Here is a 21652-nt window from a genome sequence, read left to right on the forward strand (position 1 = left end):
TTGGATGAGGCCCCACATCTAGGGCATACTGTTCGGGTTGCCTTGAGCCGGGTTCGCGCCTCGCCGGGGCATACGACCAGCGTCTTAACGGACGCATCCGGTCCCCACTTCGATCGCGACGATTTCTGCCGCGGCTGAGTGTGCGTACGGGCGACACACCCGACCGCGTGGACCGGTGGACCACAGACAGATAAACAGCGGCGGCATACCAGCGCGAAGCAAGTGCGCCGGACGGAAGCGGCCCGACCGGGATTTTCCCAACTGGGCCCATAGGTAGGAGTGAGGTAGGAGAAGCGTGGCGGGACAGAAGATCCGCATCAGGCTCAAGGCCTACGACCACGAGGCGATTGACGCCTCGGCACGCAAGATCGTGGAGACGGTCACCCGTACCGGCGCCAGCGTGGTTGGCCCTGTGCCGCTGCCGACCGAGAAGAACGTGTACTGCGTCATCCGGTCCCCGCATAAGTACAAGGACTCGCGGGAGCACTTCGAGATGCGCACGCACAAGCGGCTGATCGACATCCTCGACCCAACGCCGAAGACCGTTGACGCCTTGATGCGCATCGATCTGCCGGCGAGTGTCGACGTCAACATCCAATAGAAATCCCAGTAGGAGTTCCTTAGAAATGGCACGAAAAGGCATTCTGGGCACCAAGCTGGGCATGACGCAGGTGTTCGACGAGAACAACCGGGTCGTCCCGGTGACCGTCGTCAAGGCTGGCCCGAACGTGGTGACCCGCATCCGCACTGCTGAGCGCGACGGTTATTCGGCCGTGCAGCTCGCCTACGGCGAGATCAGCCCGCGCAAGGTGAACAAGCCGCTGACGGGGCAGTACACCGCCGTCGGCGTCAACCCGCGCCGCCACCTCGCCGAGTTTCGGCTCGACGATGAGGCCGCCGCCGAGTACGAGGTCGGCCAGGAGCTGACCGCCGAGATCTTCGCCGACGGCGCCTACGTCGACGTGACCGGCACTTCGAAGGGCAAGGGCTTCGCGGGCACGATGAAGCGGCACGGCTTCAAAGGCCAGGGCGCCAGCCACGGCGCTCAGGCGGTGCACCGCCGTCCCGGTTCCATCGGCGGCTGCGCCACCCCGGGCCGGGTGTTCAAGGGCACCCGCATGTCGGGCCGGATGGGCAATGACCGTGTGACGACCCAGAACCTGGTGGTGCACAAGGTCGATGCCGACAATGGCGTGCTGCTGATCAAGGGTGCCATCCCCGGACGCAACGGTGGACTGGTGATGGTCCGCAGCGCAATCAAGCGAGGCGAGAAGTAATGGCTGCCAAGACACTCAAAATTGACGTCCACACGCCGGCTGGCAAGAAGGACGGCTCCGTGGAGCTGCCCGCCGAGCTGTTCGACGTTGAGCCCAACATCGCGCTGATGCACCAGGTGGTGACTGCGCAGCAGGCCGCGGGCCGGCAGGGCACGCATTCGACCAAGACGCGTGGCGAGGTCCGCGGCGGCGGCAAGAAGCCGTACCGCCAGAAGGGCACCGGCCGCGCGCGCCAGGGTTCGACGCGTGCGCCGCAGTTCACCGGCGGTGGCGTCGTGCACGGCCCGAAGCCGCGCGACTACAGCCAGCGCACGCCGAAGAAGATGATCGCCGCCGCGCTGCGCGGGGCGCTGTCGGACCGGGCGCGTAACGACCGTATCCACGCCGTCACCGAGCTGGTGGAGGGGCAGACCCCGTCGACCAAGACCGCCAAGGCGTTTCTGGCCACGCTGACCGAGCGCAAGCAGGTGCTGGTGGTAATCGGCCGCAGCGACGAGGCCGGCGCGCTGTCGGTGCGCAATCTGCCTGGCGTGCATGTGCTTTCGCCCGACCAGCTCAACACCTACGACGTGCTGAAGGCCGACGACGTGGTGTTCAGCGTCGAGGCGCTGAATGCCTATATCGAGGCAGCAACACCAAGTGCCAAAGAAAACACTGTGGAGGTTTCGGCCTGATGGCGACCGTCACTGACCCCCGCGACATCATCCTGTCCCCGGTCATCTCGGAGAAGTCCTATGGGCTGATCGAGGACAACGTGTACACGTTCGTCGTGCACCCCGATTCGAACAAGACGCAGATCAAGATCGCGATCGAGAAGATCTTCAACGTCAAGGTCGACTCGGTGAACACCGCCAACCGGCAGGGCAAGCGCAAGCGCACCCGCGCCGGCTACGGCAAGCGCAAGAACACCAAGCGCGCCATCGTCACGCTGGCCGCGGGCAGCAAGCCGATCGACCTGTTCGGAGCACCGGCCTAGCCGGATAGAGAGAGACCTAGACACTCATGGGAATTCGCAAGTACAAGCCGACGACTCCGGGTCGTCGCGGTGCCAGCGTCTCCGATTTCGCCGAGATCACTCGAGACCATCCGGAGAAGTCGCTGGTTCGTCCGCTGCACGGAAAGGGCGGCCGCAACGCGCACGGCCGAATCACCACCCGGCACAAGGGCGGTGGCCACAAGCGTGCGTACCGCGTGATCGACTTCCGTCGCAACGACAAGGACGGCGTCAACGCCAAGGTCGCGCAGATCGAGTACGACCCCAACCGCACCGCGAACATCGCGCTGCTGCACTACCTCGACGGCGAGAAGCGCTACATCATTGCGCCGCAGGGGCTTTTGCAGGGGCACATCGTGGAGTCCGGCGCCAACGCCGACATCAAGCCCGGTAACAACCTGCCGCTGCGCAACATCCCGGCAGGCACCGTGATCCACGCGGTCGAGCTGCGGCCCGGCGGCGGTGCGAAGCTGGCCCGGTCGGCGGGCTCGAGCATCCAGCTGCTTGGTAAGGAAGGCGCCTACGCCTCGCTGCGTATGCCCTCCGGTGAGATCCGCCGCGTCGACGTGCGCTGCCGCGCGACGGTCGGTGAGGTCGGCAACGCCGAGCAGGCCAACATCAACTGGGGTAAGGCCGGCCGTATGCGGTGGAAGGGCAAGCGCCCCACCGTCCGCGGTGTCGTGATGAACCCGGTTGACCACCCGCACGGCGGCGGCGAGGGCAAGACCTCCGGTGGCCGTCACCCGGTCAGCCCGTGGGGTAAGCCCGAGGGTCGCACCCGCAAGAAGCACAAGCCAAGCGACAACCTCATCGTCCGACGCCGGCGTACCGGCAAGAAGCACCACCGGTAGGAGTAGCCGATGCCACGCAGCCTTAAGAAGGGTCCGTTCGTCGACGACCATCTGCTCAAGAAGGTCGACGTCCAGAACGAGAAGAACACCAAGCAGGTCATCAAGACCTGGTCGCGTCGTTCGACCATCATCCCCGACTTCATCGGGCACACCTTCGCGGTCCACGACGGCCGCAAGCATGTCCCGGTGTTCGTCACCGAGGCGATGGTCGGGCACAAGCTCGGTGAGTTCGCCCCCACGCGCACATTCAAGGGTCACATCAAGGATGACCGGAAGGCCAAGCGGCGATGACTGTTACGACTGAATATCCGTCTGCGGTCGCGAAGGCACGCTTCGTGCGTGTTTCGGCGACCAAGGCGCGCCGGGTCATCGACCTGGTGCGCGGCAAGAGCGTGGAAGACGCGCTGAACATCCTGCGGTGGGCACCGCAGTCGGCGAGCGAGCCGGTCGCCAAGGTGATCGCCAGCGCCGCAGCCAATGCGCAGAACAACGAGGGTCTTGACCCGTCGACCCTCGTCGTGGCCACCGTCTACGCCGACGAGGGCCCGACTGCCAAGCGCATCCGGCCGCGCGCCCAGGGGCGTGCGTTCCGAATCCGCAAGCGCACCAGCCACATCACGGTGATCGTAGAAAGCAGGCCGAGCCGGCAAGAGCGTGCCGGTCAGGGTTCGGCCAGCACCGCCCGCGCCCGTCGCGCGCAGGGCAGCAAGGCCGCCGCGGCCGAGAAAGCTCCGACGACCAAGGCGACCGCCGAGACCGCAACCGCTGAAAAAGCTCCGGCCAAGAAGGCACCGGCTAAGAAGGCTCCCGCCAAAAAGGCGGCCGCCAAGAAGACTGAAGCTTCTGACGAAGCGAAGGAGGGCTCGGAGTAGTGGGCCAGAAAATCAATCCCCACGGCTTCCGGCTCGGTATCACCACCGACTGGAAGTCCCGGTGGTACGCCGACAAGCAGTACAAGGACTACGTCAAGGAAGACGTGGCGATCCGTCGGCTGCTGGCGACTGGTCTTGAGCGCGCCGGCATCGCCGACGTGGAGATCGAGCGCACCCGTGACCGGGTTCGAGTTGATATCCACACCGCCCGGCCGGGCATCGTCATCGGCCGCCGCGGTACCGAGGCCGACCGCATCCGTGCCGACCTGGAGAAGCTGACCAAGAAACAGGTGCAGCTGAACATCCTCGAGGTGAAGAACCCCGAGTCGGTCGCTCAGTTGGTGGCTCAGGGTGTGGCAGAGCAGCTTTCGAACCGTGTGGCGTTCCGCCGCGCGATGCGCAAGGCCATCCAGTCGGCGATGCGCCAGCCCAACGTCAAGGGCATCCGGGTGCAGTGCTCGGGCCGCCTCGGCGGCGCGGAGATGAGCCGCTCGGAGTTTTACCGCGAGGGTCGGGTGCCGCTGCACACGCTGCGCGCCGACATCGATTACGGCCTGTACGAGGCCAAGACGACCTTCGGCCGTATCGGCGTGAAGGTGTGGATCTACAAGGGCGACATCGTCGGTGGCAAGCGCGAAGCGACCGCGGCGGTTCCGGCCGGAGCGGATCGTCCGCGCCGCGAGCGTCCGTCGGGCACCCGCCCGCGTCGTAGCGGCGCGTCGGGTACCACCGCGACGAGCACCGAGGCCGGCCGCGCCGCCACGGGCACCGAAGATGCACCGGCAGTCGCTGAGGCGACGGGCGCAACCGAGGCCGCTGCTGCTGAAGCACCGGCCACGGAGAACACGGAGAGCTGAATCATGTTGATTCCCCGCAAGGTCAAGCACCGGAAGCAACACCACCCCAGGCAGCGCGGCGTCGCCAGCGGCGGGACGTCGGTGAGCTTCGGTGACTACGGCATCCAGGCACTGGAGCACGCCTACATCACCAATCGGCAGATCGAGTCCGCTCGTATTGCGATCAACCGGCACATCAAGCGTGGCGGCAAGGTGTGGATCAACATCTTCCCGGACCGTCCGCTGACCAAGAAGCCTGCCGAAACCCGAATGGGTTCGGGCAAGGGTTCGCCGGAGTGGTGGATCGCCAACGTCAAGCCCGGCCGCGTGCTGTTCGAGCTGAGCTACCCCGATGAGAAGACCGCGCGAGAAGCACTGACCCGCGCGATCCACAAGCTGCCGATCAAGGCGCGCATCGTGACTCGAGAGGAGCACTTCTGATGGCAGTGGGAGTTTCGCCTGGTGAACTGCGCGAGTTGACCGACGATGAGTTGAAAGACAAGCTGCGCGAGTCCAAGGAAGAGCTGTTCAACCTGCGCTTCCAGATGGCCACCGGCCAGCTCGCCAACAACCGGCGGCTGCGCACGGTGCGGCAGGAGATCGCGCGTGTGTACACCGTATTGCGTGAACGTGAGTTGGGTCTGGCTTCCGGGCCCGCTGGTGAGGATTCGTAATGGCAGACAAGACTGAACCCAAGAGCGGCGAGAAGGGTCCGAAGCACACGCCGCGCGCCGAGAAGCCGCGCGGACGTCGCAAGACGCGCATCGGCTATGTCGTCAGCGACAAGATGCAGAAGACCATCGTGGTCGAGCTGGAGGACCGCAAGAGTCATCCGCTGTACGGCAAGATCATCCGGACCACGACGAAGGTCAAGGCGCACGACGAGAACAGCATCGCCGGTATCGGCGACCGGGTTTCGTTGATGGAGACCCGGCCGCTGTCGGCCACCAAGCGCTGGCGGCTCGTCGAGATCCTCGAGAAGGCCAAGTAGTCTTCTAGCGCGAGACGAAGCCCCCGGCAGGCCGGGGGCTTTTGTCGTTCGTGAGCGATCGCCTAATTGTCTGGGGCGTGCGTACCAGGTAGTGAAATCACCTCAGCCTCTTCGATTAGGGGAAGCAACGGGGTAGATATCAGCTCATGCTGAGTGCAATGCTGGTGTAGCGTGAATTCGTTTTCGTCCCAAGGTATTTCGCGCAGTAGAGTGTTTTGAACTTCTTGACTCACCGGGGTCGTTCGCGTCACGGCGAGTCAAACGCTTAATAGGCCCGTCCGCCCCGTCTACGTTTCTGCTCTGGCACACCACGTGCCCACCGAGCTAGGAGCGTCGATGACCCTCACCCCTGACGACATCAGGGTGCCCACCCCGCGCGAGATCAAGGTGGGCGCCCAGGATGTGCATCGGTGGATCCAAGACATGGGCTGGGATGTTCCGGGCGGCCGCTCGAAATACCCGACCAAGTATCAATTCGACGGCGGGACGCGAGAGCAGTTCAAGCTGATCGTCGGCGAGTACTGCCGGATGGAGACAGAGAAGGACGACCGACAGTACGGTTCGCTACTGGACAGCCTCGCCCGGCTTCAAGCCGGCAGCCGCATCGAGCCGCGGTGGGCCGAGGCGATGAAGTTCGTCAGCTCCTTCCTCGAGCTGGGCGAGTATGCGTCTATCGGCGGCTCGGCGATGCTGTTGGATGCCGTCGTCTCGCCCGAACAACGCAATGGGTATCTGGCACAGGTAGAGGACGAAGTTCGGCACACGAATCAGCTTGGCTACCTTAAGAAGTACTTCGCTTCTCAGTATTACGACCCGGCGGGATTCACCGGCGCGCGGGGCCATCGCCACGGCAACCCGCTGTTCTGGAACAACCGACAACAGGCCTGCGAGACGTTTGTCTCGGGCGACCCGGTCCTGATCTCGCTGAACCTCCAGATGGTTGCGGAGGCCTGCTTCACGAATCCACTCGTGGTGGCCATGACCGAATGGGCCGCCGCCAACGGTGACGAGGTCACGCCGACTGTCTTTCTGTCGATCCAGTCTGACGAGCTTCGTCATATGGCCAACGGCTACCAAACGATCGTCTCGGTCATCGAAAACGACCACAACATGCAGTATCTGCAGACCGATCTGGAGAACGCCTTCTGGATCCAGCACCGCGGCTTCTCCTCGATGGTCGGGCGGACATTCGAGTACGGCGCGGTCAATCGCGCTGAACCGTGGGCGCAGACCTGGAACGACTGGGTGATCGAGGACTGGGGCGGCATCTGGATGGGCCGGTTCTCGAAGTTCGGCCTGGAGTCGCCGAGGAACCTGGCCGATGCCAGTCGCGACGCCTATTGGGCGCATCACGACGCGTTTGCGATCGCTTACGCCCTATGGCCGTTCATCGGTTACCGCATCGAGCTGCCGAACGACACCGACAAGGAATGGTTCGAGCGGCATTATCCGGGTTGGTACACCTCGATCGGGCGGATCTTCGACCGCTGGAAGGAGATCGGCGTCGAAGACCCGGCAAACCGGACCAGCCCGATCGAGCACCTGATCGAACTCGGCAAGGTCCTCCACATCTGCCGGGTGTGCCAGTCGCCGCTGTTGGATGTGGCGCAACACAGCAGCCCCGCCGGCGTCTCTACCCGAATAATCGAGTACGGCGGCCGCAAGCACGCGTTGTGCTCGGACTGGTGCGAGCGGATGTACCTGCAGGAGTCGGAGCGCTACACCGGTGAGAACTTCCTCGAGATCTTCGACGGCTGGGAGTTGTCGGAGATCGTCCGCGCCACCGGCGGGGTGCGCAGCGACGGGCGAACCCTGGTTGCTCAGCCTCACCTGAACAGCGAACGGCTTTGGACCCTTGACGATCTGGCGGCCTGCGCCATCGTCGTGCGTGATCCCCATCGCGCCGGCGTCAGCTTCGAGAAGTTCTGAGGCCGACTATGACGAACAGCTACCGGCGGAGCCTGCTCAACCCAGAGCACGACCTGGATCGGAAACCTCTCGAAACTGTCCGCACCGCCGTCCATTTCGCCAACCCGTACCGGCGGCGTATCTCCGAATACGAGCAGGTGTTGCTCTACGCCCAGCCGAACCCCGACTGGATTCGCGGAGGAATCGGCGTCGGCGGCTGGTCGACCCGTTTCCCCGGCGGGCGGGGCGCGTGGGAGAACTACTTCACCGAGGCCCGCTGTACCGACTGGTTCGCCTTCAGGGATCCCGAGGGTCGTTGGCAGAAGCCCTATGTCGCCGAGAAAGCCGACCAGTGGCGCACCACTGGCCGGTTGTTCTCCACTTTCAACAGCCACACACTGCACCGCAGAGCCGACCGTGACTGGCTGGAGACGACGATCGCCGAGCACCTCGGCGCCATCGTGCTCCACGACTACGGCATCTTCATGGCACTCGCGTCGCCCATACGCGACGCACTTGTCGACACCCTGCGCGTGGCGGTGGCCCATTGGGCGCTCGATTTCCTCGACAGCGCGCAGCAGATCCAGGCCGAGAAGGTCTATCTAAGCCAAGCCATTTCGGAATCGATCGCCGAGTTGGAGCCGGCCAAGCGGCGGTGGCTACATGACCCGGTCTACGCAGGTGCGCGGTCGTTCGTCGAACACCTGTGGCGCGACGGCTATGACCACATCGAGGTCATCTTCGCGCTGGCGATGATCTACGAGCCGCTATTCGGTCGTTTCGTCCGCCAGGAGTACTTCTACCGGCTGGCGCCACTCCACGGAGACCACCTCACCCCTCAAATCCTGTGGCCGTCGTTGCGTTCCGCCGAGGCGGCGAATACCTGGACGAGAGAGTTGTTTGGCCGAATCCTCGCGTCAGACACCGAGTTTGGCCCTTACAACCGGCAGCTCATGGCCTGGTGGACACGACGCTGGATGCCGCGGGCGGTAGATGCGGTCGCAGGGATCTCTGCACTGTTCGATTCGACCGATCTTGTTCGGAGCGTCCCGGTCGAGCCACCTCGACAGGTGTTTGAAGCGGTGGCAACTGGCTGGGTCGCCGACACCGCCGCTGTGTGGGGCTCGGACGTGACGGTCGACCACCTCCTTGACCTTTACGACGGGAAACACCAGTGAGTGGGCCGAATTCGCACCAGGCCGCTGTCAATCGACGAGTTTCCAACGTCGACGTCGAGCAAGTCCGCGACAAGTTGTTCAGCGACAACGGCGTGCTCGAGACCCGGCGGGTGGTGCTGACCCTCACCAAGGCCGACGAGATCGAGGCGACGGTCGAGTGGCTTGCAGATCGGTACCAGCACGATGCCAGTTTCAGTATCGACGACTGCGGAACCTTCTATCGCATTGACTGCCTGGAAGGTTTTGAGATCGACGCCGACGAGATCGCCGAACTCCTTGGCCGCTCCTTCTCCGTCTACGACCTTTTGGTGAATGTCTCGACGACGATCGGCCGGGCCTACGTCAACGGCAATGTGTTCGCCATCACCACCGATCTTCTTGGCTGGGAGCGCGAGGTCCCTCGATGATCGAGCACAAGGTCGCCCTCACCTTCGAGGGAGCCGACCGAATCGACATCGCCTGCCGGCAGGACGAGGACATCATCACCGCCGCCCTGCGCCAGGGGCATCTGTTGCTGAGCGACTGCCGCGAGGGCAGCTGTTCCACCTGTCGCGGGTTTCTGGTCGACGGTGACTACGACGAGTTGCTACCCCACAGCCCGCATGCGCTTACCGAGTCCGAAGAGGAGGAGGGATTGATACTCGCATGCCGCTTGAGACCATCGAGCGATCTCGAAATCGACTTCGACTATCCGGTCGACCGGGTCGGTCGCTATGAGGAGGGCACGCGAACCGGTCAAATCGTGGCAACTGAACGGCTTTCCGACACCGTTGCTCGAATCGTCATACGCACCCACGCTGCTCAGAATCCGCTGATGTGGGATCCAGGGCAGTACGTTCAGGTCACCATGCCGGCTGTCGGCGCTACCCGCGCCTACTCGATGGCCAATGCTGCCGACGGCAGTCGTGAAATCGAGTTTCTGATCCGGCTATTGCCTGGCGGGAAATTCTCAGGGCACGTCGCTTCGGCGTTGTCGACGGGTGAGCCGGTGCGTCTGCGAGGTCCCCACGGGCAATTCACCTTTCGCGGCGACGCCAGGCCGGTGTTCGTCGCGGGCGGGTCGGGCCTGGCGCCGGTCCTCGCAATCCTGCGGTCGTTGGTCGGTACCGCGCCCACGACCGAGGCGAAGCTGGTGTTCGGGGTGGCGACCGAGTCGGACCTGTTCTGCATCGACGAGCTGTCCGCCTTGAGTCAGGTCCTGCCCAACCTTGACATGGTGACGACCGTCGAGCGCCCGACCGCTGGCTGGGCAGGTGTGGCGGGGCAGGTGACCGCCCATCTCGATCCCGTCGACGCGACGAGGTCGTACTACCTCTGTGGTCCTCCCGGGATGATCAGCGCCGCGCAGGAGCGGCTGCGTGCTGGGGGCGTCCCGCCCGACCGCATCCACGCCGAACGATTTTTCGAAACAGGAGACGAGCAGCCATGACACGAGCAACCAGGGCTGCAGCAGGCGCGACGCCTCGCACCGACTATCCACCGTTCGGGAACCAGACGTCACGCAAGGAATGGACCGAGCGGCTCGCTGACGTGACAACGCTGCGGGCCGCCATCGATCTGCTGATCGACTGGCGGCGTAAGCACGACCACCAGGCGCTCGAAGAAGCAGACGTGCTGTGGATCGAAGCCCGCATTGAGGACCGGGTCGCTGTCCTCCGATTCGCCGAACTCTCCGGCGAATCCATCGAAACCACCACGCTCACGGGCGAACCGATCGCGCAGGCCTGCGACACCGCCGTTGACGAGGCGAAAGCCGCAGTCGACGTCGCGGCGCTCGAAGCGGTCGCAACCACGTTCCGCCGCCGATACAAGCCTCCGGTAATGCCCACGGTGCCGTTCATGCGTACGGAGACCGAACTCGCCGAAATTCTCATCCAGCACCGCTCCAAGGGCTGGTACGACGAGCCCCTTGTCGAGTTGCGACGCCGCCGGGCGGCCGTCCTCGTCGACGAAGGAGTCGCAGACGAAGACGCCACCTAGCACTCAGTCCCAAATACAAACCTCTACAAGGAGATTCACTCGTGCCAAGTCTTGACTTCATACAACAACCAAATGGATTGGGCTTCGCGCTGTTGTTCGGCCCGGGAATTGTGCTGCTGCTCATCGCCCTGGCTGTCAAAGGTGCCGTCAAAACCACACACAACTTCGTCATATCGGGCCGACTGCTGGGCTTCGGATTCGGTGTCGCGTCGCTCATTTCGGTGTGGACCTGGTCGATGGCGGTCATGCTCTCTTCGGCCCAGGCCTACACCTGGGGGACGTCCGGACTCGTCTGGTTCATCGTGCCCAACGGGCTGGCGGTGATCATCATGGTTCCGTTCGGATTGAAGGTCCGCCAGAAGATGCCGGCCGGATACACCTTGGCGGAGTTCATCCGCGCCCGCTTTCAGACCGGTCTCAGTAGCGCGGCGACCCTGATCTTTCTGATCGGCGCGCTGCTCGGCGTCATCATGATCAACCTGGCCGGACTGGTACTGGTCATGCACACCATCTTCGGGCTCACCCCGATCAGCATTGTCATCACCGGCATCATCGTCGTCACCGTCTACTCATACTTCGGTGGGCTGACGACCTCGGCCGTGACGGGCACCCTGAACACCCTTCTCCTCGGAGTGGGGTCTTCCGTGGTCGTGCTCTACGCCTTGGCCAAGGCCGGTGGAGCGCAGCTGGTGTTCAACGAGGTCCACAAGCTCGAGGACCAACACCTCAACCCCTTCAACCCGGTCACCGCGGCCAGCTTCGGCCTGGCGCTCGCGCTCGGGCTTCTCACCAATGTCATTGCCGACCAGTCGTTCTGGCAGCGGGTGTGGGCCATCCGACCCAAGGATCTGGGTCGCAGCTTCCTCTGGGCAGGAGTGTGGTTCTATCCGATCCCGCTGGCGCTGGGTCTGCTCGGCTTTATCGGGGTCGCCTATCACGTCACGCCAGCGGAGTTGGGATCGCTCGGCGCCGGGGCGATCGGCCCGCATGTCATCGCCAGCCTGGGCTTGCCGGTGATCGTCATCGCCCTCTACACCCTGGTGGTCGTCAACGCGTGCTTCGCTGCGATCGACGGGGCGCTGTCGGGGGTCACGTCGCTGGTGGCAGTCGACATCGTCCATCGCTACTGGCCGCAGGTATCCGAGCGCAGGCTGCTCGGCATCACCAAAACCAGCATGATCCTGGCGGCTGCGATCGCCGGCGGCGTCGTCTTGACCGGTATCGACTACGTGAATCTCGTTACGACGGTTTACTTCTACGGCACCAGCTTGCTCATCCCGGTCACGCTGAGCATCTTCTGGTCCCGCATGACCGGGGCTGGATACGTCGCGGGCGTCATTGCCGGCATCGTCGTCGGCGGGCCGCTCCGTGAGACCTTGGGCCCGACGTACGGTCCCCTTTTCGGGATCATCGCATTGATCGCGGCGTCGGCAGTGGTGTCCATTGTCGTAAGCCTTAGGCAGAACACTCGGTTCGACTTCGACAGCTTGGCCGAAGGCAAGGCCGCGCTATTGGAACGGGAAAGCACGCCGGCCCCAATCTACACAGCGCCACAGCCGGATGTCGTCGTCGACGACGTGCTGGGCGAGCCGGCCGGACAGCAGTAGTAGACAGCAACATTCGAAAGGCTTAGAAAGGCACTGTCGTGGTCATCTTCTATATCGGCGCCGGGATCGGATTACTCCTTGCCGCAGTCTATCTGGTTGTCGGAGCGCTGAGCTTTCTTCGGATCCGGCGAGAGTTGTTGAATGGAACCGATTTAGACCGCAGCATCGAACTGCAGGATCGACCGGCGCCGTCCTCCGCTGTCGCTCTGGTTCCCGGCTTTGGCTGGAAAGCGAGCATCGCCGTGCTGACGTCCTTCGTCGCCTTGGTCACCGCTTCGTACAGCGGCGTCTTCTGGTACGTGCTCGCGTTGAGCGGGCTCGGCACCGCGGCCGCGGTGATCGTCGCGTTCGTGCTCGAACTACGCAACGATCGGGCACTGGCATGACCAAGAAGAAGATCCACCTGCTGGGTTTCGTCCAGCACGGCGTGATGAACCACGCCTCGACGATGTGGGCGCACCCGCGTGACAAGGTGGGCTACCACTGGTCACGCCCAGAGTATTGGCGCGACCTCGGCCGCATCATGGAACGCGGTCTGTTCGACGCTATGTTCATCGCCGACGAGCTCGCACCGTACACCACCTACAAGGGCAGCTCGGACCCTGTGGTGCGCTACGCCGGCCAATGTCCGGTGCACGAACCCGCCACCCTGGTGCCGATCGTCGGGGCGTTCACCAAACACCTCGGGATCGGCATCACACTGTCGACATCCTTTGTGCCGCCGTACATGATGGCGCGGCAGCTCTCCTCGCTCGACCACCTCACCAACGGCCGCGTCGGCTGGAACATCGTCACGTCATATTCCAAGAGTGAGTTCCAGGCGATGGGCAAGGACAACCTCACCCCCAGGGACAAGCGCTATGAGGTGGTCGAGGAGTACATGCAGCTGTGTTATCAGCTCTGGGATTCCTGGGACGACGACGCGATCGTCTACGACCGCGAGACCGGCGTCTTCGCCGACCCTTCCAAGGTGCGCGAAATCGACTTCCAGGGGCAGTTCTTCCGGTCGAAGGGCCGCCACTTCGTCGCGCCCTCACCGCAGAAGCGGCCGGTGCTGTGGCAGGCAGGCTCGTCGGATCAGGGCCGCGAATTCTCCTCCAAGCACGCAGAATCCGTCTTTGGCATCTTTCCGACGCCGAAGAGTATGCGCGCCTACGCCGACGATATCCGCACTCGTGCCGACAACTTCGGCCGCGATCCGGAATCGGTGAAACTCATCTACGGCCTGCAGACGATCATCGACCGCGACAAGTCCCGTGCCAACGACAAGTATGCCGAGTTCGTCGAGAACGTGCAGATCGAAAGTGCACTCGGAATCCTGTCCGGCCATACGGGTTTCGACTTCTCGACGCTGGGTCTCGACGACAACGTCGTCGACGCCGACGTGCAGGGTATCCGCGGGCTGTTCGACGCCATCCTCGAGGCCAAGGACGGCGCACCCGTGACGGTGCGCGAGGCCGCACAAATCTACGGGGTCTCGATGGGAGCGCCGGTGGCCGTCGGCACACCGAGCGATGTTGCCGATCAGATGGAGCAGTACATCGACGAAGGCGGCTGCAACGGATTCATGTTGCTCGCCACCGACACGCCTGGCTGCTTCAACGACGTGACGGAACTGCTCGTCCCCGAACTCCAGCGGCGCGGTCGCTACCGCTCCCGCTATCCGGGCACGACTCTGCGGGAGAGCCTGCAGGAGTACTGACCGCGGCTGTCACACAAGACGCACGACTATAGGGACTCTTGGCACCGTCCGCGGGTCTTAGGGCACACACCTATGGGTTTGCTAATTGACGAATTCGTTAGCTCGTATATCATCTCTCCATGCGCAGATTTGCACAAACGTCAATATGTGCTGCGATAATAGCCGCATCTGTGCTGGTGCTGGTCGTCTCGGGCTCAATTGGTACGGTAGCCACTGCAGCTCCTGGCGAAGATACGGTGTCCGCCGATCGGACGACACTGAGTCTGAGTTCGCTGGGCCTGGACAGCAACCTCGCCCTTTACGGGTTGCAAGGAACGCAGTCCTTGACCATCCCCGTCACGCCGGGGCTTGCTCCGTCGACGTTGAATGCGCTCGTCGAACTGCCCGTCGGCGTACGGGGCGGAACGATCGCCGTCTCGCAGGACGATCGGACCCTCGCTCGCGTCCCGCTGCCCACCGATTTCGACGCACCGGTGTCGATACCACTCGACGGCGCCAACGTGGTGGACAACGCCATAACGGTCCTTGTGCGCAGCTATCTGGATCCACTTGACGGGTATTGCCTCTACGACCCGACGGTGCCGCTACACCTCGCTCACCCATCGGTGTCCTTCACCGGAACCGAAACCCCACCGGCTTCCGTCGCCGATTTCCTGCCGCCGGTGCTGCGCAAGCTCACGATCTTCGTTCCGCCGTCGCCGTCGCGGGGGGAATCGGATGCGGCAGTGCGAATGGCGACGGCCGTAGTCGCCCGCTACGGGAAGCAGTCCACCGAAATCGTCGTCGCTCCGCTGGCACCGCGGGCCCCGGTCCCGCCGGTGGACCCGTTCGAGCGCCAGATCATCGTTCGCGAGGATCCCAAAGCGGGCGTGTCTCTTCAGGGCCTCGACGGAATTCGGCCGCTGCTGGTCACGGGCCAAGGTGGCGCGCTGGCGAACCAGTCCCGGCTGCTATCCAGCGATATGGCCAGGCTGGCATTGTCTTCGAAAGCGGTTGTGGGTCCTTTGAAGAACGTTCCACAACTGCCTGCGGACCAGACCACCTTGCGTGCGCTCGGTCAACCGGGCGTCACCGCGATCGCCCTGTCACCGCAGGTCTCCTTGGCGCTGGACCAAACTCGCCTCGGCCGGCCCGCCCACGATGTCCGCGTCCACCTGCGGGGCTCCTACACGCCGCCCCCGAGCGGAATCGGTGGGCAACTGGTGGCCACCATCGGTGGTCAGACGATCGACAGCTGGTCGCTGGAACCATCCGGCGCGATCGATCGATGGGTGCAGATTCCGGACAACCTTCTGGTGCGATACACCAACTTGGTGGTGGGGCTGAACATCACGGGTAACACCGGCCGGTGCGGTGAGTTCCAACCGCTCACGCTGACGATCGACGGCGACAGCGCGGTTGAAAGCGCGGCGGCCAAACCGCCGGTACCGTCAGGCTTCCAGTCACTTCCGCAGGCATTACTTCCGCGTGTTTCGGTAGGCATCGGCGCCGACGGCTTCGCCGACACAATGCGCGCCGTGACCATCATGGCGGGGTTGCAGCGGCTCAGTGCGCTACCGATGGACACCGCGGTGATGTCGGTTGACGATGCGGTGAACGCCAAGGAGCCCGCGGTTCTGGTCGCAGCGGGCAACTGGACCGACGATCGCATTTCGCTTCCGGTGGCCAGCACTGGTGGGGGCGAGCTGCGGCTGGCCAACGGCAACGGCGGCGAGACGCAGACCGTCACACTCGATCCCGCGATCGAATACGGTTCTCTGCAAACGGTTTACACCGGCGCCCGTACTGTGCTGATCGCCACTTCGACAGATGCGCCCGAGCAGCTCGACGCCTTGCTCGGCTGGCTCAACGCCGATAGCCGGCGATGGTCGAAGTTGTCCGGCGACGCGCTCCTTTCCGTGCCGGGCCGTGACCCATTCACCGTCGACGCGAATACCCCAGCGCCACAGGAAAACCAGACATTGCAGAGTGGATGGCCGGCTGTCTGGTGGATCGCCTCGGCTGTGGGCGTAGGTGTAGTCGTCGCGCTCGCGCTGCTGGCTCTGCGCCTGCGCCACCGCCGCCGGTCATGACCACAACCGTCGACACCGAGGCTCGTGGATTCTCGGCGTTGGTGACCAGGTACTACGAACTGCACCCGAGCTTTCTGCTCATCGTTCGCTGGACGGCGATCGCGGCGTTGACCGGAATCGTGTTTCGCGAGAGTTTCTTCAGCATTGGGGAGACGGCGCACCTCGAGGGCATCGGTGGCTATGTCTGGACAGTGCCGACTGTTGCCATCTTGGTCGCGGTCGGCATAACCCGTCGCCACCGCACAGAGTTACCGATTCACGACCGGCAGACCGACATCATTGTCGGAACGATGGGCCTCGTGCTGGCCTTGCTTATCCAGCTCGTACTACTTCAGCGGTACGCGTTGTACTTCCACCTGCTCCGACTCGACTTGCTGGCCATGTGGCTCTTCGTACTCAGCACCAGCATCGTCTTGTTCGGGCTGCGCCCTGTCGCTCGATTCGCCTGGGTATGGGCCATGATGTTCATGGTTTTCGCCTTGCCTTATTACCTGATGGTGATCTTCCTGGGAGGTACGAAGTTCGCCGCCGGCGCCGCCAACCTCCTCATTGCGGGAGTCGGCGCCGGTATCGCGACCGGACGGACGGCGCGGCGCGGCCTGATGGGATCGATCGCCGCCTGGATCGTCGGATTCGCCGTGCTGGGAACCATTGCGGTCTTCTTCACCGACGCACCGATTCTGGTGTACCAAGAGGTTCCTCCGGTCACGGCCGTCATCGTCGTCGGCTTCACGATGTTTCTGCGATCACGCCGGGGAATGCCGAAGCGCGTGCTTGACCGCAAGGTCGAACCGTTGGCCGTGATGCAGATTTGGTCGGTCGTGCCGTTGGTGCTCGCAATATCCGTGCCGCTTGCCTTCGTCCATCTGCCGACTGAGGTGAGCACCGCGCCAATCGTCAGAACCGCTCCGGCTCAACTGTCAGCCGGTCAGCCCCTGGTTGCACCGCCGGGCTGGACGACAGTGCAGCGGCGGAACTACCGCGACATGAATCGGCTCTACGGTGACAACGCAGTACTGGTGCGGCAATGGATGACGTCGCTCAACGCGGATACTCGCTTCGACAAGCTGGCGCGGCCACGAACCGTGGTGGTGGACAGCCTGGTATCGGAGCGCCCGTTCTCATTCGGCGTCTACCCAGATCGGGTGTTGTACGGTCTCACCGCTGCGCGGATCAGCGATCCGAGGCCGGTCGACCTGGGCATGGGTGTCACGGCGCGCCTCATCTCCGTGGTCGACGACGACCTCCTGGTGACGTGGAACTCCGTGCAATTCGTTTGGGGCGATGGACAAATCGCGCAGCGGGTGACGATTTTCGCCGTGGACAATCATGACCCCGGCGCACCGTTTCCCGATCCGTCCGCCGACATCACGTCGTCGGTGCGGACCTTGATCACGTTGTTGTTCAGGGGAAATGCGGTCCTCGATCAGCGGATACCGTCGTTCAAGGATGCCCAGCTACTGACTGAATTCGGTCGGGTGCTGGTCGCTGCACAATTCCGATCGGCAGGCAAGACGGGATGAGCACCGCGTTCGAGCGTCCATCCCCGGACACCGTCACCGAGCAGGAACGGCAGGAGTTTCTGCGGCGCGCTATCGACACCCTGCGCGAGGACGATCCGGTTCATTCGGCCGCGATATCGGTGATGGGCTGGCAGCGCTGGTTGTTCTGGTCGCTGTTGGTGGTCCTGATCGGTTGCGCGGCTTGGCGGCCGATGGCCACCGCCGTTGTGCTGGTCGGCATCTGCACATTCGCGTACGTGTTGACGATGGTCGACCGGGTGATGATCTTCCGCGACGGGCTGGCGTCGCGAGCGATCGCCATCGCCGACGAGCAGGCCCGCGCGATTCCCTACGCCGACCTGCCGCGCTACACAATTCTGGTTCCCGCCTACAACGAACCCGAAGTGGTGGGCGACCTCATCGGCGCGATGGCGGCGCTGGAGTACCCGTCCGACAAGCTGCAGGTGCTTCTGCTCCTGGAAGCCGACGACGATGTGACCATTGCGGCGGCACGGGAAATCGTCGAATCCGACGCCATCAGTATCGTGCTCGTTCCTCCCGCTGAGCCTCGGACAAAACCCAAGGCGTGCAACTACGGTCTGTACTTCGCCACCGGCGATATCGTGACCATCTTCGACGCCGAGGATCGGCCCGAACCGCTGCAACTTCGCCGAGTGGTGGCCGCATTCGGCCAGCTTCCCGACAACGTCGCCTGCGTGCAGGCGAAACTGGTCTACCACAACGCACATCAGAACCTCCTCACGGCATGGTTCACCGCCGAGTACCGGCTGTGGTTCGGTTACCTGTTGCCGGGCATGATGCGAACCGCATCCCCAATTCCGTTGGGCGGCACATCGAATCACCTTCGTCGCGCTGTTCTGGACGAGATCGGCGCGTGGGATCCCTTCAATGTCACCGAAGATGCCGATCTGGGGTTACGGATCGCCGCGAGCGGATACCACACGGCTGTAATCGATTCGAGCACGCTCGAAGAAGCCAACAGCGACGGGATCAACTGGATCCGGCAGCGGTCGCGGTGGTACAAGGGTTATCTGCAGACGTGGCTCGTTCAGGTACGACGGCCGGTGCAGCTGTACCGGACCATCGGGTGGCGAAACTTCGTCAGGTTCAACCTCGTGCTGGCCGGCACGCCGATCATCTCTGTTCTCAACCTGGTGTTCTGGTTGATCACCGTGCTTTGGTTCCTGGGGCAGCCCGCACTTGTGGAAGCCGTATTTCCTTGGTACATCTACTTTCCCGCGCTCGCAGCGCTGGTCGTGGGCAACGCCGCGACGCTGTACATGAACATGATCACGATTCGCGAGGACGACCGCGCTGACTTGCTGGGTGCTGCGCTGACCGTTCCGGTGTTCTGGGTGATGATGAGCGTGGCCGCGGCCAAGGGTTGCTATCAGCTGATTCGCAACCCGTCCTATTGGGAGAAGACGGTCCACGGGCTTACGGAGCGACCCGATGACGTCGAGACGTAGCCGCCCGGACCGCGCGCTGAAGGTGACGGCCTTCGTAGCGACGCTCCTGGTGTATCTGGCCGTTGGTTATTGGCTTCAGGTACGCCATGGCTTCATCATCGGCGATGCTCTGTCACGTGTGGCGTCCGCGCAGTCGGTGCTGTTCAGCCGTGATCCCCACCTGGCTGCGATCGGCTTCATCTTCACGCCGCTGATGGCGTTGGTTCAGCTCCCGGCGATAGCGCTCAGCCCGTTGTGGCCGGACATGGCCGAACGCGCGTTCTCAGGGTCGATGATGTCGGCGGTGTTCATGGCCGGTGCTGTCGTGCAGATCCTGACAATGGGCACCGACCGCGGTCTGCCACGCGCGTACTCGCTGGCGATCACCGTAGCGTTCGCGCTCAATCCGATGATCATCTTCTACGGTTCCAACGGGATGAGCGAAGCGCCGTTCATCTTCTTCATGTCCTGGGCCGTTCGCAGACTGATCTTGTGGATGACCGACGACGACGTCCATCACTTGATCGCCGCGGGCGGCATTGCGATGGGACTGGCCTACCTCACCCGCTACGACGCGGTCGCCTGCATCGCCGCAGCGGGACTGTTGGTTGGGGTTACCACCTACCTTCGTGCGAAGCCGGCTCCGCGAATCCGGAGGGCGCTGCTGGACCTGCTGATGGTCAGCGGACCCGGTTTCGCCGCCTTCGTCGGCTGGGCCGCGGTCAGCTGGTTGATCACCGGAGAGGCGTTCGCCCAGTTCACATCCCAGTACGGCAATAGCGCGATCCTCGAGCAGTCCGGCAATACCGCACCGACATTCGGCAGCGGACTGACCTTCGCCGCGGTGTGCACATCACTGCTGGCGCCCGCGCTTGTCCCCATCGCAGCATGGGGGCTGGTGCGCCGGTGGGGCAAGCCGAGCTGGCAGGTGCTGCTCGTGCCCGTCACTATTTACGGTGCGGCGCTTGTCTTTCAGGCGTACAGCGACGCCTCCGGATCGACCTTCCCGTTCCTCCGTTTCTACATCATCGCGATCCCGCTCACCGCCTGCCTGGCCATGCTCGCGGTGCCGGACGGCCAGCTCGTCATATCCGCCCGCCGTGGCAATTACGCCCCGCCTGAGCCCGCGGCGCCGTCGCGTGCGCGCTGGATCGCCTATGCGCCTGTAGCGTTGGCCTTCGTGGTGGTGCTGCCGGTCACCGCGTGGGGGATGGGTCAGCAGAAGTACGCACCGCAGGAATACGCGCTGGGCGCGGTACTGGCGCCCGACCCGAACAGCGTGAGCGACCGCAAGGCGCTTGAGCGCCGCATCGCAGCTACCTTCTCCACCGAACGCCAGATCGCTCACTATCTCGACAACCTCAACTTGCCGGAAAGCTCTGTCATCACCGACACCGTTTACGGCTTCGCCATTCTCGCTGCCTCACGGCATCCGAAAACCTTTGTAGTGCCGTCCGATCCGGACTTCACTGAACTGCTCAACTCTCCTACGGAAAATGGGATCAAGTACTTGCTGGCCGTACCGCCGACCGGGCGTGGACAGTCGGACGCACTGAATCTGCGCTATCCGACGCTGTACGAAACAGGCGCCGACATCGCGACGTTGCAGCTGGAGATACCCAACGACGGTGACAACCAGCCGACGTGGCGTCTGTATCGCGTGAACGAGCCGGCCCCGGAGACCTAGGTCGATTCTTCGATCAGCACGCCGATCCCGTCGAGTAACCGACGTAGTCCGCTGTTGAATTCGGCCTGCGGGTCCTCGTTTTCGTTGTCGAACACCCCGGCCGCCAGCGCCGCCGCCAATGCCGGGAACCGGTCGGCGTCCACGAGCCGTCGCAGAAGCGCCGGGTAATCCTGGATACCCACGTGGCCCACCTCGATGTCCAATGCCGCCGCGCCGCGAGCGAAATGCAGCACGGCCATCACGGCCGCCATCTTGTCTCGTTCGGCGAGACCGGTGCCGCCGAGTGCGGCAAGACCGGCGTCGAGCCAGGCCAGCTGCCCTGGATCGGCGGGCGGGCCCTCCGACGGGGTTCGCAGGATCCACGGGTGCCGGTGGTAGACGTCCCAAATCCCAGCAGCCCAATCCTTAAGGGCGCCACGCCAATCCGCGCGATCGTTCGGAGCCGGGGGAGGACCCGGCCCGGCAGACACCATGAACGTCACCAACTCGTCCTTGTTGGCGATATGCCGATATAGCGACATGGTTCCGCAACCGAGACGCTCGGCCAGGCGCGCCATGGACAGCGCGCCGAGACCGTCGGTGTCAGCCAATTCGATCGCCGCCGCCACGATGAGCTCGCGGTTCAAGCCGCGCGTGCGGTGCGCCGGCGGGGCTTCCCGCCACAGCATCTCCAGCGCCCGGGGCAGCGGGTCGTCGTCGCTCATCGTCGTCAAGCCTAGTCGACGT

24 protein-coding genes are annotated in these 21652 nt (G+C 63.8%); 23 read left to right on the plus strand and 1 reads right to left on the minus strand.

The genetic code is table 11. The annotated features are described in order from the left end of the window. The first annotated feature begins 295 nt into the window (after positions 1-295). The 23 genes from rpsJ to VJV41_RS21445 all read left to right on the plus strand — a co-directional run bounded on the left by rpsJ (position 296) and on the right by VJV41_RS21445 (position 20926). Entirely contained in the window at positions 296-601 is a 306-nt protein-coding gene (gene rpsJ / locus VJV41_RS21335) for a 30S ribosomal protein S10 (protein WP_003883485.1), read from the plus strand. 25 nt (positions 602-626) lie between these two features. Continuing rightward, positions 627-1277 carry a 50S ribosomal protein L3 gene (rplC, locus tag VJV41_RS21340; protein ID WP_325337016.1) on the plus strand — a complete coding sequence of 217 codons (651 nt, stop codon included), beginning with the start codon at positions 627-629 and terminating at the stop codon, positions 1275-1277. After that, positions 1277-1951, plus strand: a complete 675-nt coding sequence (rplD, locus tag VJV41_RS21345; RefSeq protein WP_325337017.1) for a 50S ribosomal protein L4 — start codon at positions 1277-1279, stop codon at positions 1949-1951. The genes rplC and rplD overlap by 1 nt, the downstream gene beginning before the upstream one ends. Then, the gene (rplW, locus tag VJV41_RS21350; RefSeq protein ID WP_325337018.1) at positions 1951-2253 is read left to right on the plus strand and encodes a 50S ribosomal protein L23; all 303 of its coding nucleotides are present in this window, start codon (positions 1951-1953) and stop codon (positions 2251-2253) included. Before rplD ends, rplW begins: the two co-directional genes overlap by 1 nt. A gap of 26 nt (positions 2254-2279) precedes the next feature. Continuing rightward, entirely contained in the window at positions 2280-3122 is an 843-nt protein-coding gene (rplB, locus tag VJV41_RS21355; protein WP_325337019.1) for a 50S ribosomal protein L2, read from the plus strand. A 9-nt stretch (positions 3123-3131) separates the two neighbouring features. Beyond that, positions 3132-3413 (plus strand): 30S ribosomal protein S19, encoded by a 282-nt coding sequence (gene rpsS / locus VJV41_RS21360; protein ID WP_010908582.1) that lies wholly within the window; start codon positions 3132-3134, stop codon positions 3411-3413. Beyond that, positions 3410-3994: a 50S ribosomal protein L22 gene (rplV, locus tag VJV41_RS21365; RefSeq protein ID WP_325337020.1), complete on the plus strand. Its 585-nt coding sequence runs from the start codon at positions 3410-3412 to the stop codon at positions 3992-3994. Before rpsS ends, rplV begins: the two co-directional genes overlap by 4 nt. Beyond that, positions 3994-4851, plus strand: coding sequence for a 30S ribosomal protein S3 (gene rpsC, locus VJV41_RS21370; protein ID WP_325337021.1), 858 nt, complete (start codon positions 3994-3996; stop codon positions 4849-4851). Before rplV ends, rpsC begins: the two co-directional genes overlap by 1 nt. A 3-nt stretch (positions 4852-4854) precedes the next feature. Then, positions 4855-5271: a 50S ribosomal protein L16 gene (rplP, locus tag VJV41_RS21375; protein ID WP_325337022.1), complete on the plus strand. Its 417-nt coding sequence runs from the start codon at positions 4855-4857 to the stop codon at positions 5269-5271. Continuing rightward, positions 5271-5504: a 50S ribosomal protein L29 gene (rpmC, locus tag VJV41_RS21380; protein ID WP_325337023.1), complete on the plus strand. Its 234-nt coding sequence runs from the start codon at positions 5271-5273 to the stop codon at positions 5502-5504. Before rplP ends, rpmC begins: the two co-directional genes overlap by 1 nt. Next, a complete protein-coding gene (gene rpsQ, locus VJV41_RS21385; protein ID WP_325337024.1) occupies positions 5504-5821 on the plus strand; it encodes a 30S ribosomal protein S17 in 318 nt (105 codons plus the stop codon). Before rpmC ends, rpsQ begins: the two co-directional genes overlap by 1 nt. Before the next feature lie 336 nt (positions 5822-6157). Further along, positions 6158-7750, plus strand: coding sequence for a methane monooxygenase (locus VJV41_RS21390; RefSeq protein ID WP_325337025.1), 1593 nt, complete (start codon positions 6158-6160; stop codon positions 7748-7750). Positions 7751-7758: 8 nt separating this feature from the next. After that, the gene (locus VJV41_RS21395; protein WP_325337026.1) at positions 7759-8907 is read left to right on the plus strand and encodes a toluene hydroxylase; all 1149 of its coding nucleotides are present in this window, start codon (positions 7759-7761) and stop codon (positions 8905-8907) included. After that, positions 8904-9314 carry an MmoB/DmpM family protein gene (locus VJV41_RS21400; RefSeq protein WP_325337027.1) on the plus strand — a complete coding sequence of 137 codons (411 nt, stop codon included), beginning with the start codon at positions 8904-8906 and terminating at the stop codon, positions 9312-9314. The genes VJV41_RS21395 and VJV41_RS21400 overlap by 4 nt, the downstream gene beginning before the upstream one ends. Then, the gene (locus VJV41_RS21405; RefSeq protein WP_325337028.1) at positions 9311-10336 is read left to right on the plus strand and encodes a 2Fe-2S iron-sulfur cluster binding domain-containing protein; all 1026 of its coding nucleotides are present in this window, start codon (positions 9311-9313) and stop codon (positions 10334-10336) included. The genes VJV41_RS21400 and VJV41_RS21405 overlap by 4 nt, the downstream gene beginning before the upstream one ends. Then, positions 10333-10887, plus strand: coding sequence for a methane monooxygenase (locus VJV41_RS21410; protein WP_325337029.1), 555 nt, complete (start codon positions 10333-10335; stop codon positions 10885-10887). Before VJV41_RS21405 ends, VJV41_RS21410 begins: the two co-directional genes overlap by 4 nt. 41 nt (positions 10888-10928) lie before the next feature. After that, on the plus strand, positions 10929-12494 hold the full coding sequence (locus VJV41_RS21415) for a sodium:solute symporter family protein (protein ID WP_325337030.1): 1566 nt from the start codon (positions 10929-10931) through the stop codon (positions 12492-12494). A gap of 38 nt (positions 12495-12532) precedes the next feature. After that, positions 12533-12880, plus strand: coding sequence for a hypothetical protein (locus tag VJV41_RS21420; protein ID WP_325337031.1), 348 nt, complete (start codon positions 12533-12535; stop codon positions 12878-12880). Beyond that, the gene (locus VJV41_RS21425) at positions 12877-14196 is read left to right on the plus strand and encodes an LLM class flavin-dependent oxidoreductase (RefSeq protein WP_325337032.1); all 1320 of its coding nucleotides are present in this window, start codon (positions 12877-12879) and stop codon (positions 14194-14196) included. The genes VJV41_RS21420 and VJV41_RS21425 overlap by 4 nt, the downstream gene beginning before the upstream one ends. Positions 14197-14432: 236 nt before the next feature. Next, a complete protein-coding gene (locus VJV41_RS21430; RefSeq protein ID WP_325337033.1) occupies positions 14433-16268 on the plus strand; it encodes a hypothetical protein in 1836 nt (611 codons plus the stop codon). Then, positions 16265-17791 (plus strand): hypothetical protein, encoded by a 1527-nt coding sequence (locus VJV41_RS21435; protein WP_325337034.1) that lies wholly within the window; start codon positions 16265-16267, stop codon positions 17789-17791. Before VJV41_RS21430 ends, VJV41_RS21435 begins: the two co-directional genes overlap by 4 nt. Beyond that, positions 17788-19260, plus strand: a complete 1473-nt coding sequence (locus VJV41_RS21440) for a glycosyltransferase (RefSeq protein ID WP_325337035.1) — start codon at positions 17788-17790, stop codon at positions 19258-19260. The genes VJV41_RS21435 and VJV41_RS21440 overlap by 4 nt, the downstream gene beginning before the upstream one ends. Beyond that, a complete protein-coding gene (locus tag VJV41_RS21445) occupies positions 19244-20926 on the plus strand; it encodes an ABC transporter (protein ID WP_325337036.1) in 1683 nt (560 codons plus the stop codon). The genes VJV41_RS21440 and VJV41_RS21445 overlap by 17 nt, the downstream gene beginning before the upstream one ends. On the opposite strand, the gene VJV41_RS21450 is transcribed toward VJV41_RS21445, so the two are convergent. Then, entirely contained in the window at positions 20923-21630 is a 708-nt protein-coding gene (locus tag VJV41_RS21450) for a TetR/AcrR family transcriptional regulator (protein ID WP_325337037.1), read from the minus strand. The two genes, VJV41_RS21445 and VJV41_RS21450, sit on opposite strands and share 4 nt — an antisense overlap. Between the last annotated feature and the right edge of the window lie 22 nt (positions 21631-21652).

The sequence above is a fragment of the Mycobacterium sp. genome, from assembly GCF_035274705.1.
GTDB lineage: Bacteria > Actinomycetota > Actinomycetes > Mycobacteriales > Mycobacteriaceae > Mycobacterium.